This window comes from Wolbachia endosymbiont (group A) of Myopa testacea (assembly GCF_964027115.1).
Taxonomy (GTDB): domain Bacteria; phylum Pseudomonadota; class Alphaproteobacteria; order Rickettsiales; family Anaplasmataceae; genus Wolbachia.
In genome coordinates this window covers 461,406-480,423 of record NZ_OZ034729.1, presented here as the reverse complement: position 1 = coordinate 480,423, position 19,018 = coordinate 461,406, and the positions used below count along the sequence as shown (strand labels likewise).

Below are 19,018 nucleotides of genomic sequence, written 5' to 3'. Positions count from 1 at the left end.
TGGTGCTGCAGAAGTTTTTAGTACTTGCTCGCAACTTTCAACAATTTAATAGCACTGGTGTTTACAACCTCTCCGCCGACACGCTTAGTGACAAAAAACCTCACATAAGGTTTATTCGTATAAGGGTCTCGTAATATTCTCATTCCTCTGTTATCTACAATCTTATAAGCTTGTTTGAAATCTGCCATCGCAATTACCGGTAGCTGATTGTTTGGCACCGGTGGCATATCGGCAGATTGATATACTGGTATTCCCATTAAAGTACCTGGAGCTTCAAGCGACAAACTTGGTTGCCAGAGATATTGGCCTTCTTGAGATTTTAGCAGCCTAATGTTCTTCAACGTACTCCTGTTCATCAAAAATGACGCATTTTTGGAATAATATTCGTCCAGAGAGTAATACAACATCATTATTGAATCACTATCTAATTTTTCAGTTTTAACTTGCTCTATTTTATTATAACTGTTTCCATTTTCATAAGTTAAAATTCCTTTGGGTTGAAAAGTACCCTCACCCTTAATGAAGGCTTCGCTTTCTTCCTTACTAAAAGTCTCGGCAATCTTTTCTACCAGCCAACTCTCAACATCGACAAACGCATCATCGAGTAACTTTTGTGATATCTGTGGTTGAGCATATAACTCGTAAGTCGTGATAGAAATCTTTTGGATTTTAGGCGTGTCCGTATCTTTTGCAAAATCATACTTAGATTTATTGCCACCGTCCTCATCATCTACTGTTTCACTGCTCCAACCTGCACCGGCACGGTCAAAATCTTCTATAATGTAATCCAATGTTTCAGTAGAGATTCTTTGACTGGAGCATATTTGTCGCATTGGGGACGAATCAGTTACGCGCTTGTTTATGCGTTCTACAATATGCGGAGTAACTAGATACCCTCCGATATCATTATCATCTCCACTGAGGGTTTTGTGTGATAAACCGCTTTCCATTCCCTTGCGGATATAATCAGAAAAATATTTATCACTTGTGCTAAAATCTGTATTTACTTCTGGACGTTGAGCTGCAGTTTCGATCAAGTCTAAACGCTCTTTGCAACTATCAATGGCATTATTTACCTTGCATAGCTGCTCAATCGTTGCAGAATCAGCACGCCCTTTGCTCTCAATTTCTTTTAATTTGCGATCATTTATTAATTTAAATTGCTCCCATGATGAAGCGAGTTCATTAATACAGTGAGCGATATCGGTAAGTGTCATAATAGCCTCCTTTGAAAATGAAATAAAATGAAAATGGAAAATTAGTTAGCATTAGACTTCTTTTGAATTCTGCAGGCAACTGTGTTGTAATTTGAAGACAGCAAATGGTATAACTATACGAACATTTGTTTTTGTTAAGGTGCCAAACAACAGATGATGTCATTCCAGTCTGGAATCCAGGAATTTTAATTATAAGAAAGCACACTAATTAATAAGTATAAAAGTAGCTGGAAAATAAACATTTTTGATATGGAAAGCTGGATTCCAGACTGGAATGACACCGAAGGGGCTACTCGGATGACACCGTCTTGGATGGAAAACTGGGTTCCAACGCCACGCGCTGGAATGGCATCATTTTTTATCTGTTGAAAATATAAACCGGAAAATAGCTTGGCACTTTGTACCACGCTTAGTACTGTAAGCTTAATTCAGTAATTAAATTAAGCGAGATGAAATAAAAGATAATAACACTATATAACGTTCGTTTTTTTGTGTCAAGCACTTTTTTTTATCTGCTTCAATTAGTAAGGGATTTCAATATTAATTCTGCACTACTTGCAGTTTTTGTAATGGGTCTGCCAATGACGATATAATCAGCTCCTAAATTTATTGCTTCTCTTGGTGTTGCTGTTCTTTTTTGGTCGTCATGACCTGGATCTATACGAATTCCTGGAGTAATAATTTTCAAGTCTTCACCGCATTCTCGGCGCACTTCTTGAGCTTCCAATGCAGAACAGACTATTCCATGGAGTCCAATCTTTTTTGCAAGCTTTGCAAGCAAAATTACCTGTGATTTTACCTCTCTTGCTACTCCAAGCTCGTTTAAATCCTCATTGCTCATACTAGTTAGCATTGTTACTCCAATCAGCTTTATTTTTGTGCCTTGCACCACACTTAGCGCTTCTTCAAGCATTTTTGTTCCACCGCTAATGTGCAGAGTTAACATTTCAATGCTCAGAACTTTTATTACTTCAACTGTTTTAGCCACAGTGCTCGGAATATCATACAATTTCAGATCTAAAAAAATTGGTACATTGCATTTTGCAACTTCTTGCACTCCAGAGAGACCATGAGCAGCAAAAAATTCTAATCCCAGCTTTACCATCCCAACTTTACCACGCAGAGTATTAGCTAGAGAAATAGCCTTATTTAAGTCTTGTGTATCCAGTGCGCATATTATTGGGTTCATTATCTTGTACAATTTTTTTTATAATAAAGCTAATTATTATGTTTTGCAAATACCTTCACTCTGATTACGTTCATAAGATTCTGTCAATAGTGAATTTGGCAATTTGATCGGGGTGGATGAGCGACTGTTATATCCAGAATCTTCCTCGGATCCATATCCAGGATTTCCTGCATGTAAAGGAACAGATGTTTCGTCTGGCGATGATGCATATACAAGATCTTCCAGCGAAGAAGAAGGCATTTTGTCTGGCAAAAGCCGTGCAATTTCTTCTTGTAACGCAAACTTTAATATTTGAATCGTATTTAATATTGCTTTTCCATCATTATTTCTTATAGGTTCTTCTATCTTGTCTGTTACGTATCTTATCAACAGTTGCACAAAATTCACTTGTTTTTCTTTCTCTTTCAAAAAATCTTCTATTTGACTGTCTCGTTCTAAAAGTGAATTTCTTAAACTTTTCACTTCGTTATTACAATCTTTTCTTATCCCATCTAACTCAAAAGATTGATTTTTAATTAAATCATCTGCTTTATATAGCTCTTCAAATTTCCTTTTTAATTCTTGAGATAAGTTTTTATTTTTCTGATTAATTTCTTTAAATTTACATTGTAATTCATCTAATTCTACACAAAGTTCTTCTTGTCTTTTATGTAATTCTTCTTTTTTTTCACATAATATATGTTTTTCCTTACACAGTTTTTCTATTTCCTTACATAATTCCTCTTTTTCTTTAGATAATTTTTCTATTTCCTTATATAATTCTTCATTTTTTAATTCTGCATGTTTATTATTGTCTATTTTCCTTTTCAATTCCGTCATGCGTTTTTCTTTTTCAGCTAGATTACCTTCTTCTTCTTGCTTACCAAGCTCATCTTTTTCCTTCGTTATCTTTTTCAATTCGTCTGTTATTTCAAATATGTGATTCGCTTTGGCTTCTAACCTTTTCTCTAAAGATTTTTTTTCTTCAAGAAGAGATTCTCTCTCAACTTCTGACTCATTTACTTTCTGATCCAATTTTTTTGCTCTCTTGTCTAAATTTTGCTTTTCTCGAGTTAATTCACGTGATTGATTCTTTAATTTTTCCACTTCTTTGTTTGCAGCTTCTTCAGCTTCCTTTCCTAGAGTTATTTTATTTTCTAACTCTTGCTCTTTCTGAGCGAATTTATTTCTCTCAACTTCCAGTTTCTTATTATTACTAATTATTTTATACGAAAATGCAAGCACCAAAACAGATAATGTAGCTAAAGCAAGAATTAGAGGAAGAGGCACATTAGAAGTTACAGTAAGCGCTAAAGATGTAAGTAACGTAAGAGTAGCTAAGGAACTAGCTACAAAATAAAATGTGTTAGCTTTGCTAAACAAATTGCTCATTACTCCCCTCCCCTCATGAACAAAACTTCAGCAGTCTTGTATATATTTATTAAAATTCTCTTATCTGTGGAGGTCACTGCACTTACATCGTTAAGGTGTGATAGGAATTATTTGTTGCATCTCTAAAAAGCGATAAATTAGGGCTGCCGGTACTTGTATTAGGATTTTCGTGATTTAGTTGCTCTGAATTTTCTTTATTCTCATCCTCATCTTCCTTTTTAGGAGATAGAGATTTTCTAGGATATCTTCTTAGTGTGGATGTGCGAGGAGAAAGTCGTTTCGGGAAAGTTAGTCCATTAGCAAGCTTATTTTCACCTGTTCCTTCAAATTCTGATGAATGTTCACTGCTTATATCTGAAGAAATGGAATGACTAAGCTTGTCTTCCTGCCCAATTACTGCTTGCAGACATTTAACTTTTCTTTCCAAATCAGAATTACGTCTTCTTAATTTACTGCATTCGTCATCCAAATCTTTTTCGCTACTTTTCAACTTACTGTTATTATCGCGCAACTTTTCATTTCCTTTTCTTTCTTGATCCAAAAGTTTATTTAACTCTCCGATCTTATTAAGATCTTTAGTTTTTTCCTCTTCTAATTTCTTGCATAGTTTTTCTTTTTGTTCTAAATCTGCAGCTAGCTGGATCGTTTCTTGCGCTTTTTTACTTAACTCTTCTTTCAATCGTCTTTCTCTTTCTACTACATCCCTTAATTTATGTTGTAAAAAAGAAGTTTCGCCTTTTTCTTTTCTTAACTGCACTACTAATTCTTCTACTTTTTTCTTTCTCTCTTCTAAACATGTTTCCAATTCTGTTATTTTTTCTTTTAATAAAAGAGCTAAAGTTCCTTCACATTTTAATTCATGTAACTGCCTTTCTAAGGAATCTATTTCTTTTTGAGGTTGAGATAATTCTTCTATTAAAGAATCCACTCTTTCATTCAATCTTGCATTTTCATCACGTAACTCTTGGTGTTCAAGAGAAAGCATCTCCTCCCTATGTTTTAACTGACCTTTTACTTTTGCACTCAATTCTATATTTTCATCGTATAAATCTTTGTTCTTATTATTAAGAGCACCTATTTTATCCTTTAATTCTCGGATTTGATTACCTTTATTATTTAACTCTTTTGTAGGACCATCTAATTGTTGTTTTGTGCTAGCCAATTGCCCCTTTAACTGATTTACTTCCTTTACTCTGTTTGCATCTTGCTTTTCTCGAGTTAATCTATTTAGTTGATTATTCAATTCCTCCACTTCTTTGCTTGCAGCTTCTTTTCCTAAAGCTATTTTATTTTCTAACTCTTGTACCTTACTCTCAAATTGTTGTTTTACGCTTTCTAACTCTTGCTCTTTTTCAGCAAATGTATTTTTCTCAACCTCTATTTTCTTATTATTACTAATCATCTTGCATGAAAGTGCGAGTATCAAAGTAGATAATAGATAAACTCAAGGCAACAGGAAGAGCTACATTAAAGGCCGCAATTGGAGATAAGAATGCAACATAAGGAGCAACAGCAAGTGTCCCAGATGCAAGCAATACCAAAGTAGCAAAAGCACCAGCTATAAGATATGGTGCATTGGTTTTACTATACAAATCCCTCATCCTCACAACTAATAATGATTATAATAGCATGGATATCAAAGGAAGTAAAGCTATAAAAATCAGTATAAGTCTATATTCACTATGTATTTCCCGTCTTCAGTTTCAAGCTCAGACTGCATCCACTCTATCATTTCCGCATTGCAAACTGCTTGTAGGTCATTCTGCGCGGATTGATTCAATTTGTCCTCTCGTAGATCTGCTTTTATCACTAATTTCTTTATCAAATGCTTAACTGATACATTATTATCTGCTTTTATCTTTCTGATAATATTTAATATCTGCACGCAATTGTCTCCCATTTCCTCTGAATATTTATCGTAGATAAGCTCTTCTTTGCTCGGCCAATTACTTTGATTGTGTACAGAATTATAACTATACAACTGGTGGTATATCTCTTCTGTAATGTAAGGCAAAAAAGGTGCAAATAACCGCAAAATAACATTTAACACATACGCCAAGCTTTGTTTTGCACTTAAGGTTGCTTCACTGCTTCCGTACGCGCGTTTTTTTACTAATTCCAAGTAGTTATCACAAAAATCCTTCCAAAAAAATTCCTCTATTACGCCCAAAGCTTCGCAGTATTCAAACTGTAATAGGTTATTCGTTGCTCTTTCTATAACTTTGTATAACTTAGACAATATCCACTTATCTATTGTCTCGTGAGCAGAATTTATGCTCATTACTTGATGCTTTTCCATGAACATGGAAACAAACTTGCTAGCGTTCCAAAGTTTTGTAACTAGGCGCTTGCCAATTTTAAATATATTTTCAGAGTAGACTGTATCAACTCCAAGCCTTGAGTTCGCTGCCCAATAGCGTACTACATCAGCTCCATAAGTTTCAAGTATTACATGAGGAGTGATGATATTACCTTTTGATTTACTCATCTTTTTCTTATCATCGGCTAAACACCAACCGCTGATCATAATGTTTTTCCAAGGTAAAGAATCTGCATGATAATGTGCTTTCAAAATCGTATAAAAAGCCCAAGTTCTTATTATCTCATGGCTCTGGCTGCGCAGATCTGCAGGAAATATTGTATTATAGCGATGATTTGGTAAGCTAAACTCACTGTTTATTGCCAGTGCACTTAGTTGAGGAGTAATTGAACTTGTGGCCCAGGTATCCATTACATCTTGATCTGGGATAACCTCTTCTTTGCTATACCCTTTTGGCAAATCTTTGAGTGGATCTATAGGTAGGTCCTTTATCTCAGCTAGAATAATTTTACCTTCTTCTCCCTTACGTTTGGAATACCACGCTGGAAATGGCACACCAAAATAGCGCTGTCTTGAGATGCACCAGTCCCAATTTAGCCCTTCTATCCACATTTCCATGCGTTTACGCATATTGCTTGGATGCCAATTGCATTCTTTTACTTTATCTAATACTTGAGCTTTTTGCTCTAAGGTCTTGATAAACCATTGATAAGTAGGAAATATCTCAAGTGGTGCACCAGACCTTTCTGCGCACTTAACAGAATGAGAAATGTTAGTGCTTTCTATTAGTAACTCCTTCTCAGTTAGGATTTCGATCATCCTCTTTCTTGCTGCTGTAACTTTCAATCCATTGATTTCATTGTAGATTCCAGCGTCACGCGCTGGAATGACGCCGGGGTGTGGTGGAATGACGTCTTCTTTTGTCATCTGAGTAGCCCTTTCTCCTGTCATCCCAGTGCGTGACACTGGGATCCATTCTTCTATTTCCTTATTGTATGTTGGAATGACACTGGAGTGAATATCTTGTAGGTTCATCCTCCCATCCTGATCAATGATAATTTTCATCGGCAGATTATGCTTTTGCTGCCAATATATGTCGAGCTCATCACCGAATGTACAACACATAACAAGCCCAGTGCCTTTATCTACTTTAACCTTATCATCAGCTATTATTGGAATTTTTTCCTTTGTTATTGGCGCTACGGCTGTTTTGCCAATCAGATGGGTATAGCGTGCATCCTCTGGGTGGCAAAAAACTGCAACACATGCGGGAAGTAACTCAGGTCGCGTAGTTGCAATATTGATCTGCTCATTTTTGTGAGTAGAGAAAACTATCGTGTTTAAGGATGACTCAAAAACTTTATCTTCTATTTCTGCTTGCGCAATTGCGGTTTTATCAACCGGATCCCAAAGAATAGGTTGCATTTTTCTATATGCATACCCTTTATTATACAGATCGATAAACGACATTTGAGAAAGTGTCACAGTTTCCTTGCTGATCGTGTGATATTCCAAACTCCAGTCATAACTAATGCCGACCGATTTAAATAGTTCCTTAAATTCTTGCTTTGATTTTTCAATAACCTCATGGCATATCTCTATAAATTTTTCTCTGCCAACTTCTTTTGCACGGGTTTTATAGGTTTGTTCAACCAATCTTTCGGTGGGAAGCCCGTTATCATCAAACCCAATTGGATAAAACACATCTTTCCCCAGCATGCGCTGAAACCTTGCAATAAAGTCTGTGTGGCAATAGCTAAATATATGGCCGATATGCAATTTACCCGATATTGTCGGTGGAGGCGTGTCTATAGTGAAAGTGTTATCCTTTTCACCATTCCATTTATAAACTTTACTACCTTCCCATAATATGTTACATTTGTCTTCAATTTCTTTAAAGCCGTATTTTTCTTTTAACATAAATATTTCTTAAGTTTTAAGCTCTAAGTTAGCACAACTGAGTAAAGACGGCTACGCCAAAATTTTTTGTTTACGAACATAAATTTCTATGTTATGGTAAAAATATTACTTGACCTTAGGTTCTAAAGGTATTATGTAATATTTTATATATATTGAGGTTTAATGTGCCTAATTTAGATTCAAAAAGTTTGATTACTGTTTTAAGTGATAATGTTTAGACCCTGACTACCTTACAAAAAAACACCCTAGTAATTTTTCTTTAAAAAATGTTGAAAGATAAAGAAATCACCGTAGAAGTAGAAGAGGCAATTGCTGCATTACGAGAGAAAGCAAAAAATGAACTGAAAACTGACCAAGCATTGAAGGATGAAGTAAAAGCTGCTCTAAAAACTGAGTTAACAGAGGAAGTGAAAACTCAGCTAAAAGCTGATCAAGCATTGAAGGATGAAGTAAAAGCTGAACCATCAAATGAAATACAAGAAAAAGCAAATAAACTTGAGCAGATAGAGAAGGAAAAAACAGACTTACAAACTAAATTCGATCAGCAAAAACAAGCATTAGAAGCTGCAAAGAAAGAAGTTAAGAATAAACAGCAAGAAAACAAAGACTTAGAAGATAAAGTTAAGCAGTTAGAGAAAGGAGCATTAGAAGCTACAAAGTTACAGACAGATTTTGAAGCATTAGAAACTGAATTAAAAGCAGCTGAGGAGAAACAGAAAGAATTACAAGATCAATTGAAGAAAGCTGAGGAAGCATTGAAAACTAAAACAACAGAATTAGAAACTCAATTAAAAGCAGCTGAGGAAAAAAATAAAGAATCAGAAGCTGAAAAGCTGAAAGCTGATGATAAAATAAAAGAATTACAAGTTCAATTGGACACAGCTAACACGGGAAAAACATTCTTACAACAGCAACTAGCAAATTCAACAGATGAACAGCAGAAAGTTAGCGAAGCAATTGATGGTTTATTTACTAAAGAGTTAAACGGAGAAATAAAAGGTCTAATTGGATCCACAGATCAAGATTCAAAAGACAAAGTTAAGGGCTTAGGAAAATTAAAGAGCAGAATAGAATCTATAATAGGGAATGGTCAAAGTAAAAATGTAGATGAAATTGTGGAGTCGATTAAGGAAGAGTTAAAGAACAGTATAATAAATGCAAGTAAGTTCAGTAAGGAAGTTGTGGACTTAAAGGTAGAATTAGAAGCTAAAGCTCAAATAAACACATTAAATACTGAAGTTGAAAAACTAAAGAAAGAATTAGAAAATAAAGGTAGTGAAATTCAGAAGTTGGGGGAGAAAAATAAAGAACTAGAAGCTAAAAACAAAACAAGGCAATGGAGCGAAGTATACCGCTACTGTTGGTATGGGTCTTGCTGCTGGACTGATAGCATTTACTGCACTTGAACGTACAGTTAGGTTAGAGATGTTAGTAATGATTGGTATAGCAGTAGCATCTGCACTCGTAGTTGGTGGTATAACATATGCAGCATTACCTAGTACTCAAGTGGATGGAGCGAAAGCACAAGAAGTAAATGAGAATGGGAAAAGCAAGTAACAAAGGCACTGGGCTGAAACCGTCATAAAGGAACCAGCGTCAGCTACTCGGATGACAAGAAGAGGGCGCTGGGATGACATCATTATAGAGTGAACCAGTGTCACACTACTAGGATGACGCCTCACCATGTCATTTGAGTAGCGGATACTAGGATGGTACTTCCCGCTCATCTCGAACAGTTTTTTCTTCTTCTGCTTCTTCCATTTTAGTACTAGGCTTTGACATCATATACGTAATACCACCAACCGCTAGTGCTGCTATTGCAACTGCAACCACTGCTATTACTATAGGTATTAACTCAACTGCAACCGTTCCGGTTGCAAAAAGTGTCACTGCTATTGCAGCGCCTAATAATGCAGTTGAACCACCATAAAAAACGCTTTTTTTAAGTGCTTTTTCCCTTAAAAATTGTTTTATATATCCATTTTTGTCAAAATCCATGGGAGTTTCACCATTTTTGCTTTTTAATAGATGGTTTGCATTCTTTGCCATAAGAGCATCTACTATCTTTTTACTGCTATTTTCATCTAAAAATGTCGATAAGTCTGTGGTATTAACATTTATGCCTGCCTCTGTTGCAACATTCGTTATATATTGGATTGTATGTTGGGTGGCTAACCGCATACATAAAGGGGTCCATCCATTTTTATCTTCTGCATTGACATCAATCCCTTTCGTTTGTAGTAGAATCTCCACTATATCTGTGTTGCCAAATAATGCAGCTAAATGTAAAGGGGTATATCTCTCTTTTACTTGGTGCATTAACATCAATTCTTTCTTCTTGTAATAGAACCTTTACTGTATCTGTATAGCCATGTAATACAGCCAAATGTAAAGAAGTCCATCCATTTTTATCTTCTGCATTAACATCGATCCCTTTTGCTTGTAACAGAACCCTTACTGCATCTGTATGGCCATCGTTATGTAAAGGCATATTTTTATCCTCATCTCGAGCAGTAATGCTGAACACTTTTTTTATTGACCATCCTACTATATCTACTTTGCACTCAACTGCATTATGTAAAGGGACAAGTCCATGTTTGTTTTTTTCATTAACACTCGCTCCATTTTTTATTAAAAGTTCTGTTATTTCTGCATTACGAGCAAAGTGCAAAGGAGTGTCTTCACTCCTTTCAGTTTTTGCATTTACATCTGCTCCATTTTCTATTAGAGATTGTACCGCTTCTTTACAGCCACTTTCAACAGCTTCATGTAAGGGAGTATTTCCACGCTCATTCTGTATATTAATATCTGTACCCTTGTCCTTCAGGGGCTTTATTATATTTACATAGTTATTTCTAGCAGCTATGTGCAGTAATGTACCTATATCACTACCGAATCGATAATCCAATAAAAATCCACTTTTCCTCCATAGGCGAAGCTTTTCCTTGAGTTCATCATGTTCCTGATCATGGGTTCCACTTAACTGACTTGCTAGTTCAATTAACCTACTTCCTAATGCTTTTTCTATTCTTTCAATTACATTGTCCTTACTTAAACCTTCCTCCTTATCAATTACACTTAATATTTTTGCCAATTGCACATATTTCCCCATAACTTCACCTCTGATTTTAATAATATTTTAATTATCACACACCATAATAAAAAAGTCAACTCCATATGTTTAGGTTGTAGAATCCCAAAAAGCAGCCAGAATAGAATAAGCAAACATTTACGAATTGAATTTAGTGCAAACAAGGGTGTTGATATCAACCATACTCTGCAGAATCGCAATATGGTATGACTACATGCTCTTCACTGATTTTATTAACATAATTAGCAGAGAGTTTTGTTTTGCAAAAGATGTCTATAGTAACATACTGCAATTATTTGGAATTGTAGGGCTAGGCGCAATTGTAAGGCCACTTGGTGCATTCATATTTGGTCACGTTGGTGACAGGTATGGAAGGAGGATAGCATTAATAATTACTATCTTATTAATATCGATACCATCAAGTCTCATTGCATTTATTCCAAGTCACAATCAAGTAGGTATAATTTCTACTATATTGCTTCTTGCAATCCATGTGACACAAGGAATTGCACTTGGTGGTGAACAAGGAAGTTCTGTTTATCTTATAGAACATTTATCCAGTAGGAAAGAGAACTTAGGGATGTATTTTGGAATAATGGGCTTTGGCCGCTCCATTGGTGTCTTGCTTTCTGCGGTGATAGTAATTATCTGCAAAAAAACTACTGATTTTTGTACCTGGGGTTGGAGATTGCCATTTATTTTCTCAGCTATTTTAGGATTAATTAGCGCGTATAGCATATACACATTGGGAGAAACTCCAGCATATGAAAAAAATCGAAAACAAAGAAATTTACCTGATTTGCCAATAATAGAGCTTATAAAGCGCCACAAGAGAGCTCTTATACTTGCTATTTTAATATCTGTACCTGTTAATGTTGCTGTCGGATTTACCATATTTCTTCGAACACTCGCAAAGGAAATAGCATCAGTGGATGTGTATGTAACGACATATATCAACGAAATTGTGCTAATTATAACCAGTGTATTAATGCCGATATCTTCAATAGCGTTTGGAATGTTGGCTGATAAAGTTGGAAAAGAGCGCACTGCAATCTTATTTATAGCAATTACAATGGCACTATGTTGTCCTGTGTTATCTATTGCATATTACTACAAAAATTACCTTATAATTATGCTTAGTGTAATGGCTCTTTCTATAATAGAAAGAGGTATAGTTCCCATAGGAATAGTTGCATCTGAACTCTTTCCCACCAATATTAGATTTAGTGGTGTGAGCTTATCACGCAACATCTCTTATACGTTACATGGAGGATTTACTCCTATGGTTTGTATTTGGTTGACTGTAACATTTCCTCAAACAAACCTTGCTGCTGGGCTTTATATAGTCTTCTGCTTGTTGATTAGTGTGGTAGCAATATTGCAAATAAAACCGCAAGATAAAAAATGTGATTGGTTTTAGTTTTCTCTTAAATTTATACCGTAACCTAAGTTAGGTTCTCAGTTTCTCAAAAAAATCCTTTAACAAAAAAGAGCATTCTGTTTCTAATATCCCACCATAAACTTCAGGTATATGGCTGCAAAATTGAAATATCTTAGCACCATTTTCAATTCCTCCACCTTTTGGATTATAAGCTCCAAAGTACAATCGTTTAATCCTGGCAAAGGAAATAGCTTGAGCACACATCGGACATGGTTCTAATGTTACGTATATGTCAGAATCATAAAGCGTTGAAGTTGAGAGCAACTCACATGCCTGCTTGATCGCTAACATCTCTGCATGTGCAGTTGGATCGTTGGATATGTTGTGTGCAGAAGAAACGACATTGCTTCCACTAACTATTACAGCACCTATGGGAACCTCATCATCTTTCTGAGCAAGTTTGGCTTGCTCTATGGCAAGCTCCATATATTGATACTTGAACACTTTCCTTTGCTAATCTTCTTTTTTTTAATTTTATTAACTGCTGCCTTAATAAACGATATAAAAAGAGGATGAGGAGAAAACGGCTTTGATTGAAACTCTGGATGAAACTGCACACCAATAAACCACGGATGACTCTCTAACTCCACTGCCTCTATACATGTTCCATCTTCTGATATGCCACTGCATAGCAGCCCATTTTTTTCCAAATCATCTTTATAATCTGAATTGATTATGTATCTATGCCTGTGTCTCTCTGAAATAATAGTGTTACTATATGCATCCATCATTTTAGAGCTTGCATTTATATTACATTTATATGCCCCAAGTCTCATGGTTCCACCAAGATCGTCATCTTGATCGCCAGCTAACTTAACGATTGGATGTTTACAGTTATGAAATTCTTCAGAGTGTGCATCTTCAAGCTTAACAACATTACGAGCAAACTCAATAATTGCAAGCTGCATACCAAGGCAAATTCCGAAAAATGGGATATTATTTGTACGGGCATAATTTATTGCTAATATTTTACCCTCTACTCCGTCATCACCAAACCCCCCTGGGACAAGAATTGCATGAGAATTCTGTAACTTCTCCCCTATAAGCTTTTCATTTATAGGTTTTTCTTCCTTCTCTCTTGAGTTAACCCAATTTATCTTTACTTTGACTTTATTACTAATCGCACCATGATTTAATGCTTCAACTAGTGATTTATACGCATCAGGGAATTCGGTGTATTTTCCCACTATAGACACAGTAACTTCCTGTGTTGGGTGCCTTATGGAATGCACTATTTGATCCCATTCAATCAAGCTTGGTTTTGGCTCATTTAAATGAAAGTGCTCCAAAATTTGCGTATCAAGCCCACATTGGCTATACAACACCGGTAACTCATATATATGACTCACATCAGGAGCAGGTATCACATTGGACAAAGAAACATTGCAAAGCTTAGCTATTTTCTCTCTCTGATTATCGAAAATTTCTTTCTCACTGCGGCATAATATAATATCTGGTTGTAACCCCGCGGAATTTAACTCTCGAACTGAATGCTGCGTTGGTTTTGTCTTTAATTCTTGCGCTGCGGTAAGATATGGTATTAAAGTTAAGTGAATAAGGATAACTCTTTGTTTTCCTAATGTGTAGTTAACTTGGCGTATAGCCTCTAAAAATGGTTGGCTTTCAATGTCACCTACAGTTCCGCCTATTTCACATATTACAAAATCTAAACCTTCCGTACCATTAAAAATGAACGATTTGATTAAATCTGTCACATGAGGAATGACTTGCACAGTTTTGCCCAGATAATCACCACGCCTCTCTTTCTTCAACAACTCATGATATATCTTACCAGTTGTTATATTGTCATCTTTTGTTGCTTTAATTCCAGTAAAACGCTCATAATGCCCAAGATCCAAATCAGTTTCAGCACCATCCTCGGTAACAAACACCTCTCCGTGCTGAGTTGGGTTCATTGTCCCAGGATCAATGTTGAGATACGGGTCAAGTTTTCTGATACGGATCTTAAAACCGTAAGCTTGAAGAAGCGCACCAACGCTTGAAGCAACTAAGCCTTTACCAAGCGATGACACAACTCCACCTGTGACAAAGATAAATTTAGCTTCCTTCATTAATTTTCAAATGGAACAGAAGTAGGTTCACTTTCTTGCTTTTTTTCTAATATAATTTTCTCTGCAATCGATTTTTTATGTACGTCTTTTGAATATAATCCTGACAATAGCAATGTGTTTATAATAAACAATCCAGCAACAATAGCCGTTATTCTGCTGAGCGGGTTTTCAGAAGATTTTACCGGAATCATCGAATTGACTCCCTGTTGTGTATTACTAAAACCACTTAACGAACTACTCCCAGGCGGCTGCAAGAGCACTAAAATTACTAACACAACAACCAATATTATTTGAAATATACTTAATACCGCTACTGACATTATAGATAGAGCTGAAAATAAAAATTTTAGGAGCATAAAGTGCATAAGTCAAGAACATCTGTCACCCAAGTAGCTTGGAATCTAAGTATGTATTTACTGCCTACCTTATTTTGGTTAGCATATGCATAAAACTGTGGGCTTAATATGTATCACATTTTAAAATACAAAGATTATGAACCAAAAATAGACGAAAGTGCTTTCATCGCAGGTGGTTCGCATATCATAGGCAAGGTTGAAATAGGAAAAGATGCGAGCATCTGGTTTAATTGTGTGGTCAGAGGGGACGTTGGATCAATAAAAATAGGTGATGGAACAAATATTCAAGATGGAACGGTAATTCATGTGGATAGAAACCCAGGTGGTGATACAACTATTGGCAATATGGTAACAGTGGGACATTTTTGTATGTTGCATGCATGTATGGTGCATGATAAAGCGTTTATTGGTATGGGCTCTACCGTGATGGACCATGCAGTTGTGGAGCCTGAAGCTATGGTAGCTGCTGGCTCGCTAGTGACACATGGAAAAGTAATAAAAAGTGGGGAAATATGGGCTGGCAGGCCAGCAAAGTTCTTCAAAAAAATGTCGAATGAAGAAATTAAACATATTACACAATCAGCACAAAATTATATTATGCTAATGAAAGAATATAAAAATTAAAGTTCGTGTGAGGCTAATTTATACTACCAACCCTATTGAGGGACTGCATAGACAGATTAGAAAATTCACTAAAACTAAGGGCTCATTTACTAGCTTGTACAAACAGGTATATTGTGCTATAAAAAAGGCAGAGCAAAATTGGACTATCCTAATTGGGCTTTAACTATATCTCAACTTGATATTTTCTTTCCTGGTAGATTGAAAATTGAGTTGAGTTAAAAATGCGGTTTGACACACTTTTTTGAACATTTCCTTATTGCCTGTTTTTACAATTTTGAATTGATTCCTTAGGTTATGCAAGAGGTCTATTGAGCAAATCCAATAATATCCTTGATTTCTTTTATATTATGGGTTGCAATTTCTGCTGCTTTCTTTGTACCTTTTTTTAATATTTCATGTAAATGGAATTGGTCTTTTAAAAGATCATTCATTCTCTCACGTATAGGTGATATAACACTGATAATTAAATCAGCTAACTCTTTTTTGAAGTGCTTCATGTCATATTTGTTCACTTCTTCACACACTTTTTCCACATTTAAATTACTAAGCACTGAATAAATGTTTATCAAATTGCTTATTTCTGGTCGGCACTCTAAAGTAGCAAAATCAAAGCCTAGAATTGAATCTGTTTTCGCTTTTTCTATTTTTTTAACAATTAAGTCATCTGTATCATCAAGGTTAATGCACGAATGTTCTGAAGGGTCAGATTTACTCATCTTGCTTGTACCATCTCTTAAGCTCATTATTCTTGATGTGCAATCCAAAGTTAAGATTTCAGGTACGATGAAATAATCCAGTTTATAATGATTGTTAAAAGCTGATGCAATATCACGTGCAAGCTCCAAATGCTGTTTTTGATCATCACCAACAGGAACGTATTTAGTTTGATACAACAATATATCTGCAGCCATAAGTACTGGATAACTATATAATCCAAGAGAGGCTTTTTGTTTATCGCCGCCAGCTTTATCTTTAAATTGAGTCATGCGATTAAGCCAACCAATTGGTGTATAGCACCCAAGCAGCCAGCCCAGTTCTGCATGACCACTAACCGTGGACTGATTAAAAATAATGGACTTTTCTGGATCTATTCCACATGCAATATAAGCTGCTGCTGTTTTGAAAATATTACTTTTTAATTCACTTGCGGGAAGCTTATTTGCTGTGATTGCATGTAGGTCGACAATACAAAAAAGAGATTTGTATTTATCCTGTAAGTCTATCCACTGTTTGATTGCACCAAGATAATTACCTAAATGTAATACGCCACTTGGCTGGATACCTGAAAAGACAATACTTGTCATTATACATTTACCTCATGCTAATCGCTTCCAGAATCAGCAGATTTCTTAGAAAGAATAACCATTGCAGGACGGAGCAACCTATTTTTGATAGTATAACCAGTCTGTAGTACTTCTATAATAGTGCCAGGCTCTTTTTCATTGTCTTCTCTTTCCACAACAGCTTGGTGTAAATTACTATCAAAAAGCTCACCAAGTGGATCTACTTCCTCTATTCCATGTTTTTTTAGATCATTTAGAATTTTTTGATAAGCTACTTTAATCCCCTCATGAACAGGATCACCTTCTTTCAAAATTTCCATTACTTTTTTTAAATTGTCGCACGAGTCGATCATATCACGTGCAAATTTTGTGACTGCATAGTCACTTGCATCGCTAATTTGCTTTTGCATTATACGTTTGACGTTTTCATTATCTGCAACAGCACGGCGTAAATGATCTTCAAGCTGAGCTGCACGTTCTTTTAATGTATTAAGGTCTTCATTTAAATCATCATTTTGTTGGTCGTTACCTTTCTGCCTATTTACCATATCGGCAAATTTCCTCTTTTTTTCTTTACTGCTGTCTGACATATCACTATCCTTAAGAATCTAATAAATATATAGCAATTAATTCGAAAATATCAAGCACCAGCTACATTTGTCTTTCTATGCTCGCATTTAAAAAGTCAATTAAAGTAATTTTATAAAAAGAATCAGAAAAAGTACTAATATCATTTTGTGCCATATTAATGTAGTGTCTAGCTTTTTCCATAGAAAGCTGAATGGCATTATGGTGATTAATATAGTGTAATGCTTGGTCAAAATTGTGTCTAGCTGAAGAAAAGCATTTTTCCCAGAATTTTTGCTCTGCTGGACTGCCCTTTTCGTATGCTATAATAGCAGGTAAGGTGACTTTACCTTCGAAAAAGTCTTTTCCGACTTGTTTTCCAGAAGTGCCTTGATTAGCAGTATAATCGAGCATATCATCAACTATTTGAAATGCCATACCAAAATTAAAACCAAAATTCTTTAGCCTCTCTGTTTCGTCATTTGTTGCACCAGATACTGTAGATGCAGCTTCACAGCATGCAGAAAATAAAGATGCTGTCTTTTCTCCAATGATATCAAAATAATTTCCCCTGACTGTGTGGGGGTCAAAACGTGTTGTCATCTGTTTTATTTCACCCTTCACAAGTAAATGTGATGCTTTAGATAAAATAGAGAGAATATTTAAATTTCCACACTCTATAAGCCATCTAAATGCTAGAGTCAACAATAGATCACCAACTAAAATGCTTGATTTATTTCCCCAAATCTTATTCGCTGTTTTAACTCCATGGCGTGCCTCACTTTCATCGAGCACATCATCATGAAGTAAAGTAGCATTGTGTATAAACTCTACCGATGCAGCAACGTTGATCCTATCCTCCCCAGAATAGTTTAGCATTTTACATATAATAAAAACTAGTTTAGGCCTTATTTTTTTTCCACCTGAACTAACAAGATGAGATATAATATCAGTAGCAAGCTTAGCACCTTCATCATTGACATTTTTGAAGATAAAGTCCTTCATAGCTGATAAATCAGAAGATACGACATCGTCTAATTTACCATTATTTGTTAAATCAGTATTTAGCATTTTAAAGAGACTTATGCTTCTTGTCCCTGTGCTTTCTCGTTCTCTACTTTCTTCTTTTCTGTTTTCTTTGGTTCTGTTTCTAAAGTTACTATGCCTTTTTTAATGAACCATAGTACTCTTTCAGTTGCTTGCGCGCCTACGCTTAGCCAATGTTTTAATCTATCAGCCTTCACCACAACACGATTTTTATTGTCTTTTGGTAACATTGGATCATATTGTCCTATTTTCTCAATAAAACGCCCATCTCTTGGTGCTCGTGAATCAGCTACAACTATCCTATAAAAAGGGCGTTTCTTTGCGCCAAACCTTGCCAACCTTATTTTAACTGCCATGTTAACCTTTATTCATATATTAGTTACAATTTTATACAATGAGCCGTTTTAAGTCAAATGAATTATACAAGTTTTGCACCTTATAATATAATTACCAATAATGTAGGGTTTCATTCCAGCACCGGGCACTGGAATCTAGTTTGCATCATGCAGCCACTTAGTAA

General features: G+C 35.5%; 19 protein-coding genes and 1 pseudogene. 5 read left to right on the top strand and 15 right to left on the bottom strand.

All coding sequences use genetic code 11. The features are described from left to right. Positions 1 to 17 precede the first annotated feature (17 nt). The 6 genes from AAGD91_RS02365 to AAGD91_RS02340 form a co-directional block, all read right to left on the bottom strand. Positions 18 to 1,217 carry a phage major capsid protein gene (locus AAGD91_RS02365; protein ID WP_341821367.1) on the bottom strand — a complete coding sequence of 400 codons (1,200 nt, stop codon included), beginning with the start codon at positions 1,215 to 1,217 and terminating at the stop codon, positions 18 to 20. Positions 1,218 to 1,734: 517 nt separating this feature from the next. Further along, positions 1,735 to 2,406: an orotidine-5'-phosphate decarboxylase gene (gene pyrF, locus AAGD91_RS02360; protein WP_341821366.1), complete on the bottom strand. Its 672-nt coding sequence runs from the start codon at positions 2,404 to 2,406 to the stop codon at positions 1,735 to 1,737. A 36-nt stretch (positions 2,407 to 2,442) separates the two neighbouring features. After that, positions 2,443 to 3,777 carry a hypothetical protein gene (locus AAGD91_RS02355; RefSeq protein ID WP_341821365.1) on the bottom strand — a complete coding sequence of 445 codons (1,335 nt, stop codon included), beginning with the start codon at positions 3,775 to 3,777 and terminating at the stop codon, positions 2,443 to 2,445. A gap of 82 nt (positions 3,778 to 3,859) precedes the next feature. Then, positions 3,860 to 5,179, bottom strand: coding sequence for a hypothetical protein (locus AAGD91_RS02350; protein ID WP_341821364.1), 1,320 nt, complete (start codon positions 5,177 to 5,179; stop codon positions 3,860 to 3,862). After that, entirely contained in the window at positions 5,172 to 5,369 is a 198-nt protein-coding gene (locus AAGD91_RS02345) for a hypothetical protein (protein ID WP_341821363.1), read from the bottom strand. Before AAGD91_RS02345 ends, AAGD91_RS02350 begins: the two co-directional genes overlap by 8 nt. A 68-nt stretch (positions 5,370 to 5,437) precedes the next feature. After that, complete coding sequence (locus AAGD91_RS02340) at positions 5,438 to 8,017, bottom strand: valine--tRNA ligase (protein WP_341821362.1); 2,580 nt, start codon at positions 8,015 to 8,017, stop codon at positions 5,438 to 5,440. A gap of 266 nt (positions 8,018 to 8,283) precedes the next feature. Between AAGD91_RS02340 and AAGD91_RS02335 the strand changes: the two genes are divergently transcribed. Both AAGD91_RS02335 and AAGD91_RS02330 read left to right on the top strand, forming a co-directional pair. Next, on the top strand, positions 8,284 to 9,423 hold the full coding sequence (locus AAGD91_RS02335; RefSeq protein ID WP_341821361.1) for a hypothetical protein: 1,140 nt from the start codon (positions 8,284 to 8,286) through the stop codon (positions 9,421 to 9,423). Positions 9,424 to 9,442: 19 nt separating this feature from the next. Further along, on the top strand, positions 9,443 to 9,574 hold the full coding sequence (locus tag AAGD91_RS02330) for a hypothetical protein (protein ID WP_341821360.1): 132 nt from the start codon (positions 9,443 to 9,445) through the stop codon (positions 9,572 to 9,574). Positions 9,575 to 9,721: 147 nt separating this feature from the next. On the opposite strand, the gene AAGD91_RS02325 is transcribed toward AAGD91_RS02330, so the two are convergent. Together AAGD91_RS02325 and AAGD91_RS02320 are read right to left on the bottom strand one after the other, a co-directional pair. After that, positions 9,722 to 10,336, bottom strand: coding sequence for an ankyrin repeat domain-containing protein (locus AAGD91_RS02325; RefSeq protein WP_341821359.1), 615 nt, complete (start codon positions 10,334 to 10,336; stop codon positions 9,722 to 9,724). Further along, on the bottom strand, positions 10,239 to 11,117 hold the full coding sequence (locus AAGD91_RS02320; RefSeq protein WP_341821358.1) for an ankyrin repeat domain-containing protein: 879 nt from the start codon (positions 11,115 to 11,117) through the stop codon (positions 10,239 to 10,241). Before AAGD91_RS02320 ends, AAGD91_RS02325 begins: the two co-directional genes overlap by 98 nt. A gap of 205 nt (positions 11,118 to 11,322) precedes the next feature. Between AAGD91_RS02320 and AAGD91_RS02315 the strand changes: the two genes are divergently transcribed. Next, positions 11,323 to 12,528 (top strand): MFS transporter, encoded by a 1,206-nt coding sequence (locus AAGD91_RS02315; protein WP_341821357.1) that lies wholly within the window; start codon positions 11,323 to 11,325, stop codon positions 12,526 to 12,528. A 30-nt stretch (positions 12,529 to 12,558) separates the two neighbouring features. Here the strand turns inward: AAGD91_RS02315 and AAGD91_RS02310 are convergent, their stop codons facing one another. The 3 genes from AAGD91_RS02310 to secG are packed head-to-tail and all read right to left on the bottom strand — an operon-like array spanning position 12,559 to position 14,941. Continuing rightward, entirely contained in the window at positions 12,559 to 12,975 is a 417-nt protein-coding gene (locus AAGD91_RS02310) for a nucleoside deaminase (protein WP_264329048.1), read from the bottom strand. Then, positions 12,960 to 14,621, bottom strand: coding sequence for a CTP synthase (locus AAGD91_RS02305; RefSeq protein ID WP_341821356.1), 1,662 nt, complete (start codon positions 14,619 to 14,621; stop codon positions 12,960 to 12,962). The genes AAGD91_RS02310 and AAGD91_RS02305 overlap by 16 nt, the downstream gene beginning before the upstream one ends. Continuing rightward, positions 14,621 to 14,941 (bottom strand): preprotein translocase subunit SecG, encoded by a 321-nt coding sequence (gene secG / locus AAGD91_RS02300; protein ID WP_010962615.1) that lies wholly within the window; start codon positions 14,939 to 14,941, stop codon positions 14,621 to 14,623. Before secG ends, AAGD91_RS02305 begins: the two co-directional genes overlap by 1 nt. Before the next feature lie 144 nt (positions 14,942 to 15,085). On the opposite strand from secG, the gene AAGD91_RS02295 reads away from it, so the two are divergent. Together AAGD91_RS02295 and AAGD91_RS02290 are read left to right on the top strand one after the other, a co-directional pair. Continuing rightward, on the top strand, positions 15,086 to 15,601 hold the full coding sequence (locus AAGD91_RS02295) for a gamma carbonic anhydrase family protein (RefSeq protein ID WP_253307252.1): 516 nt from the start codon (positions 15,086 to 15,088) through the stop codon (positions 15,599 to 15,601). Positions 15,602 to 15,611: 10 nt separating this feature from the next. Further along, positions 15,612 to 15,820 (top strand): annotated as a pseudogene (locus tag AAGD91_RS02290) (IS256 family transposase); the annotation flags it as partial. Between the two features lie 86 nt (positions 15,821 to 15,906). Here the strand turns inward: AAGD91_RS02290 and trpS are convergent. The 4 genes from trpS to rpsP form a co-directional block, all read right to left on the bottom strand. Beyond that, a complete protein-coding gene (trpS, locus tag AAGD91_RS02285) occupies positions 15,907 to 16,905 on the bottom strand; it encodes a tryptophan--tRNA ligase (protein WP_341821355.1) in 999 nt (332 codons plus the stop codon). A 17-nt stretch (positions 16,906 to 16,922) separates the two neighbouring features. Beyond that, positions 16,923 to 17,474, bottom strand: coding sequence for a nucleotide exchange factor GrpE (locus AAGD91_RS02280; RefSeq protein ID WP_341821354.1), 552 nt, complete (start codon positions 17,472 to 17,474; stop codon positions 16,923 to 16,925). 61 nt (positions 17,475 to 17,535) lie between these two features. Continuing rightward, entirely contained in the window at positions 17,536 to 18,522 is a 987-nt protein-coding gene (locus AAGD91_RS02275; RefSeq protein ID WP_341821353.1) for a polyprenyl synthetase family protein, read from the bottom strand. Between the two features lie 11 nt (positions 18,523 to 18,533). After that, positions 18,534 to 18,854, bottom strand: coding sequence for a 30S ribosomal protein S16 (rpsP, locus tag AAGD91_RS02270; RefSeq protein WP_006279266.1), 321 nt, complete (start codon positions 18,852 to 18,854; stop codon positions 18,534 to 18,536). Positions 18,855 to 19,018: the final 164 nt, after the last annotated feature.

What these genes read in the sequence shown, in the direction of transcription:
- AAGD91_RS02330 (WP_341821360.1), top strand. Translation starts at nt 9,443, where the DNA reads ATGTTAGTAATGATTGGTATAGCAGTAGCATCTGCACTCGTAGTTGGT.
- pyrF (WP_341821366.1), bottom strand. Translation starts at nt 2,406, where the DNA reads ATGAACCCAATAATATGCGCACTGGATACACAAGACTTAAATAAGGCT.
- secG (WP_010962615.1), bottom strand. Translation starts at nt 14,941, where the DNA reads ATGTCAGTAGCGGTATTAAGTATATTTCAAATAATATTGGTTGTTGTG.
- AAGD91_RS02310 (WP_264329048.1), bottom strand. Translation starts at nt 12,975, where the DNA reads ATGGAGCTTGCCATAGAGCAAGCCAAACTTGCTCAGAAAGATGATGAG.
- AAGD91_RS02280 (WP_341821354.1), bottom strand. Translation starts at nt 17,474, where the DNA reads ATGTCAGACAGCAGTAAAGAAAAAAAGAGGAAATTTGCCGATATGGTA.
- AAGD91_RS02335 (WP_341821361.1), top strand. Translation starts at nt 8,284, where the DNA reads ATGTTGAAAGATAAAGAAATCACCGTAGAAGTAGAAGAGGCAATTGCT.
- AAGD91_RS02305 (WP_341821356.1), bottom strand. Translation starts at nt 14,621, where the DNA reads ATGAAGGAAGCTAAATTTATCTTTGTCACAGGTGGAGTTGTGTCATCG.
- rpsP (WP_006279266.1), bottom strand. Translation starts at nt 18,854, where the DNA reads ATGGCAGTTAAAATAAGGTTGGCAAGGTTTGGCGCAAAGAAACGCCCT.
- AAGD91_RS02275 (WP_341821353.1), bottom strand. Translation starts at nt 18,522, where the DNA reads ATGCTAAATACTGATTTAACAAATAATGGTAAATTAGACGATGTCGTA.
- AAGD91_RS02295 (WP_253307252.1), top strand. Translation starts at nt 15,086, where the DNA reads ATGTATCACATTTTAAAATACAAAGATTATGAACCAAAAATAGACGAA.
- AAGD91_RS02350 (WP_341821364.1), bottom strand. Translation starts at nt 5,179, where the DNA reads ATGATTAGTAATAATAAGAAAATAGAGGTTGAGAAAAATACATTTGCT.
- AAGD91_RS02355 (WP_341821365.1), bottom strand. Translation starts at nt 3,777, where the DNA reads ATGAGCAATTTGTTTAGCAAAGCTAACACATTTTATTTTGTAGCTAGT.
- trpS (WP_341821355.1), bottom strand. Translation starts at nt 16,905, where the DNA reads ATGACAAGTATTGTCTTTTCAGGTATCCAGCCAAGTGGCGTATTACAT.
- AAGD91_RS02325 (WP_341821359.1), bottom strand. Translation starts at nt 10,336, where the DNA reads ATGCACCAAGTAAAAGAGAGATATACCCCTTTACATTTAGCTGCATTA.
- AAGD91_RS02315 (WP_341821357.1), top strand. Translation starts at nt 11,323, where the DNA reads ATGCTCTTCACTGATTTTATTAACATAATTAGCAGAGAGTTTTGTTTT.
- AAGD91_RS02340 (WP_341821362.1), bottom strand. Translation starts at nt 8,017, where the DNA reads ATGTTAAAAGAAAAATACGGCTTTAAAGAAATTGAAGACAAATGTAAC.
- AAGD91_RS02365 (WP_341821367.1), bottom strand. Translation starts at nt 1,217, where the DNA reads ATGACACTTACCGATATCGCTCACTGTATTAATGAACTCGCTTCATCA.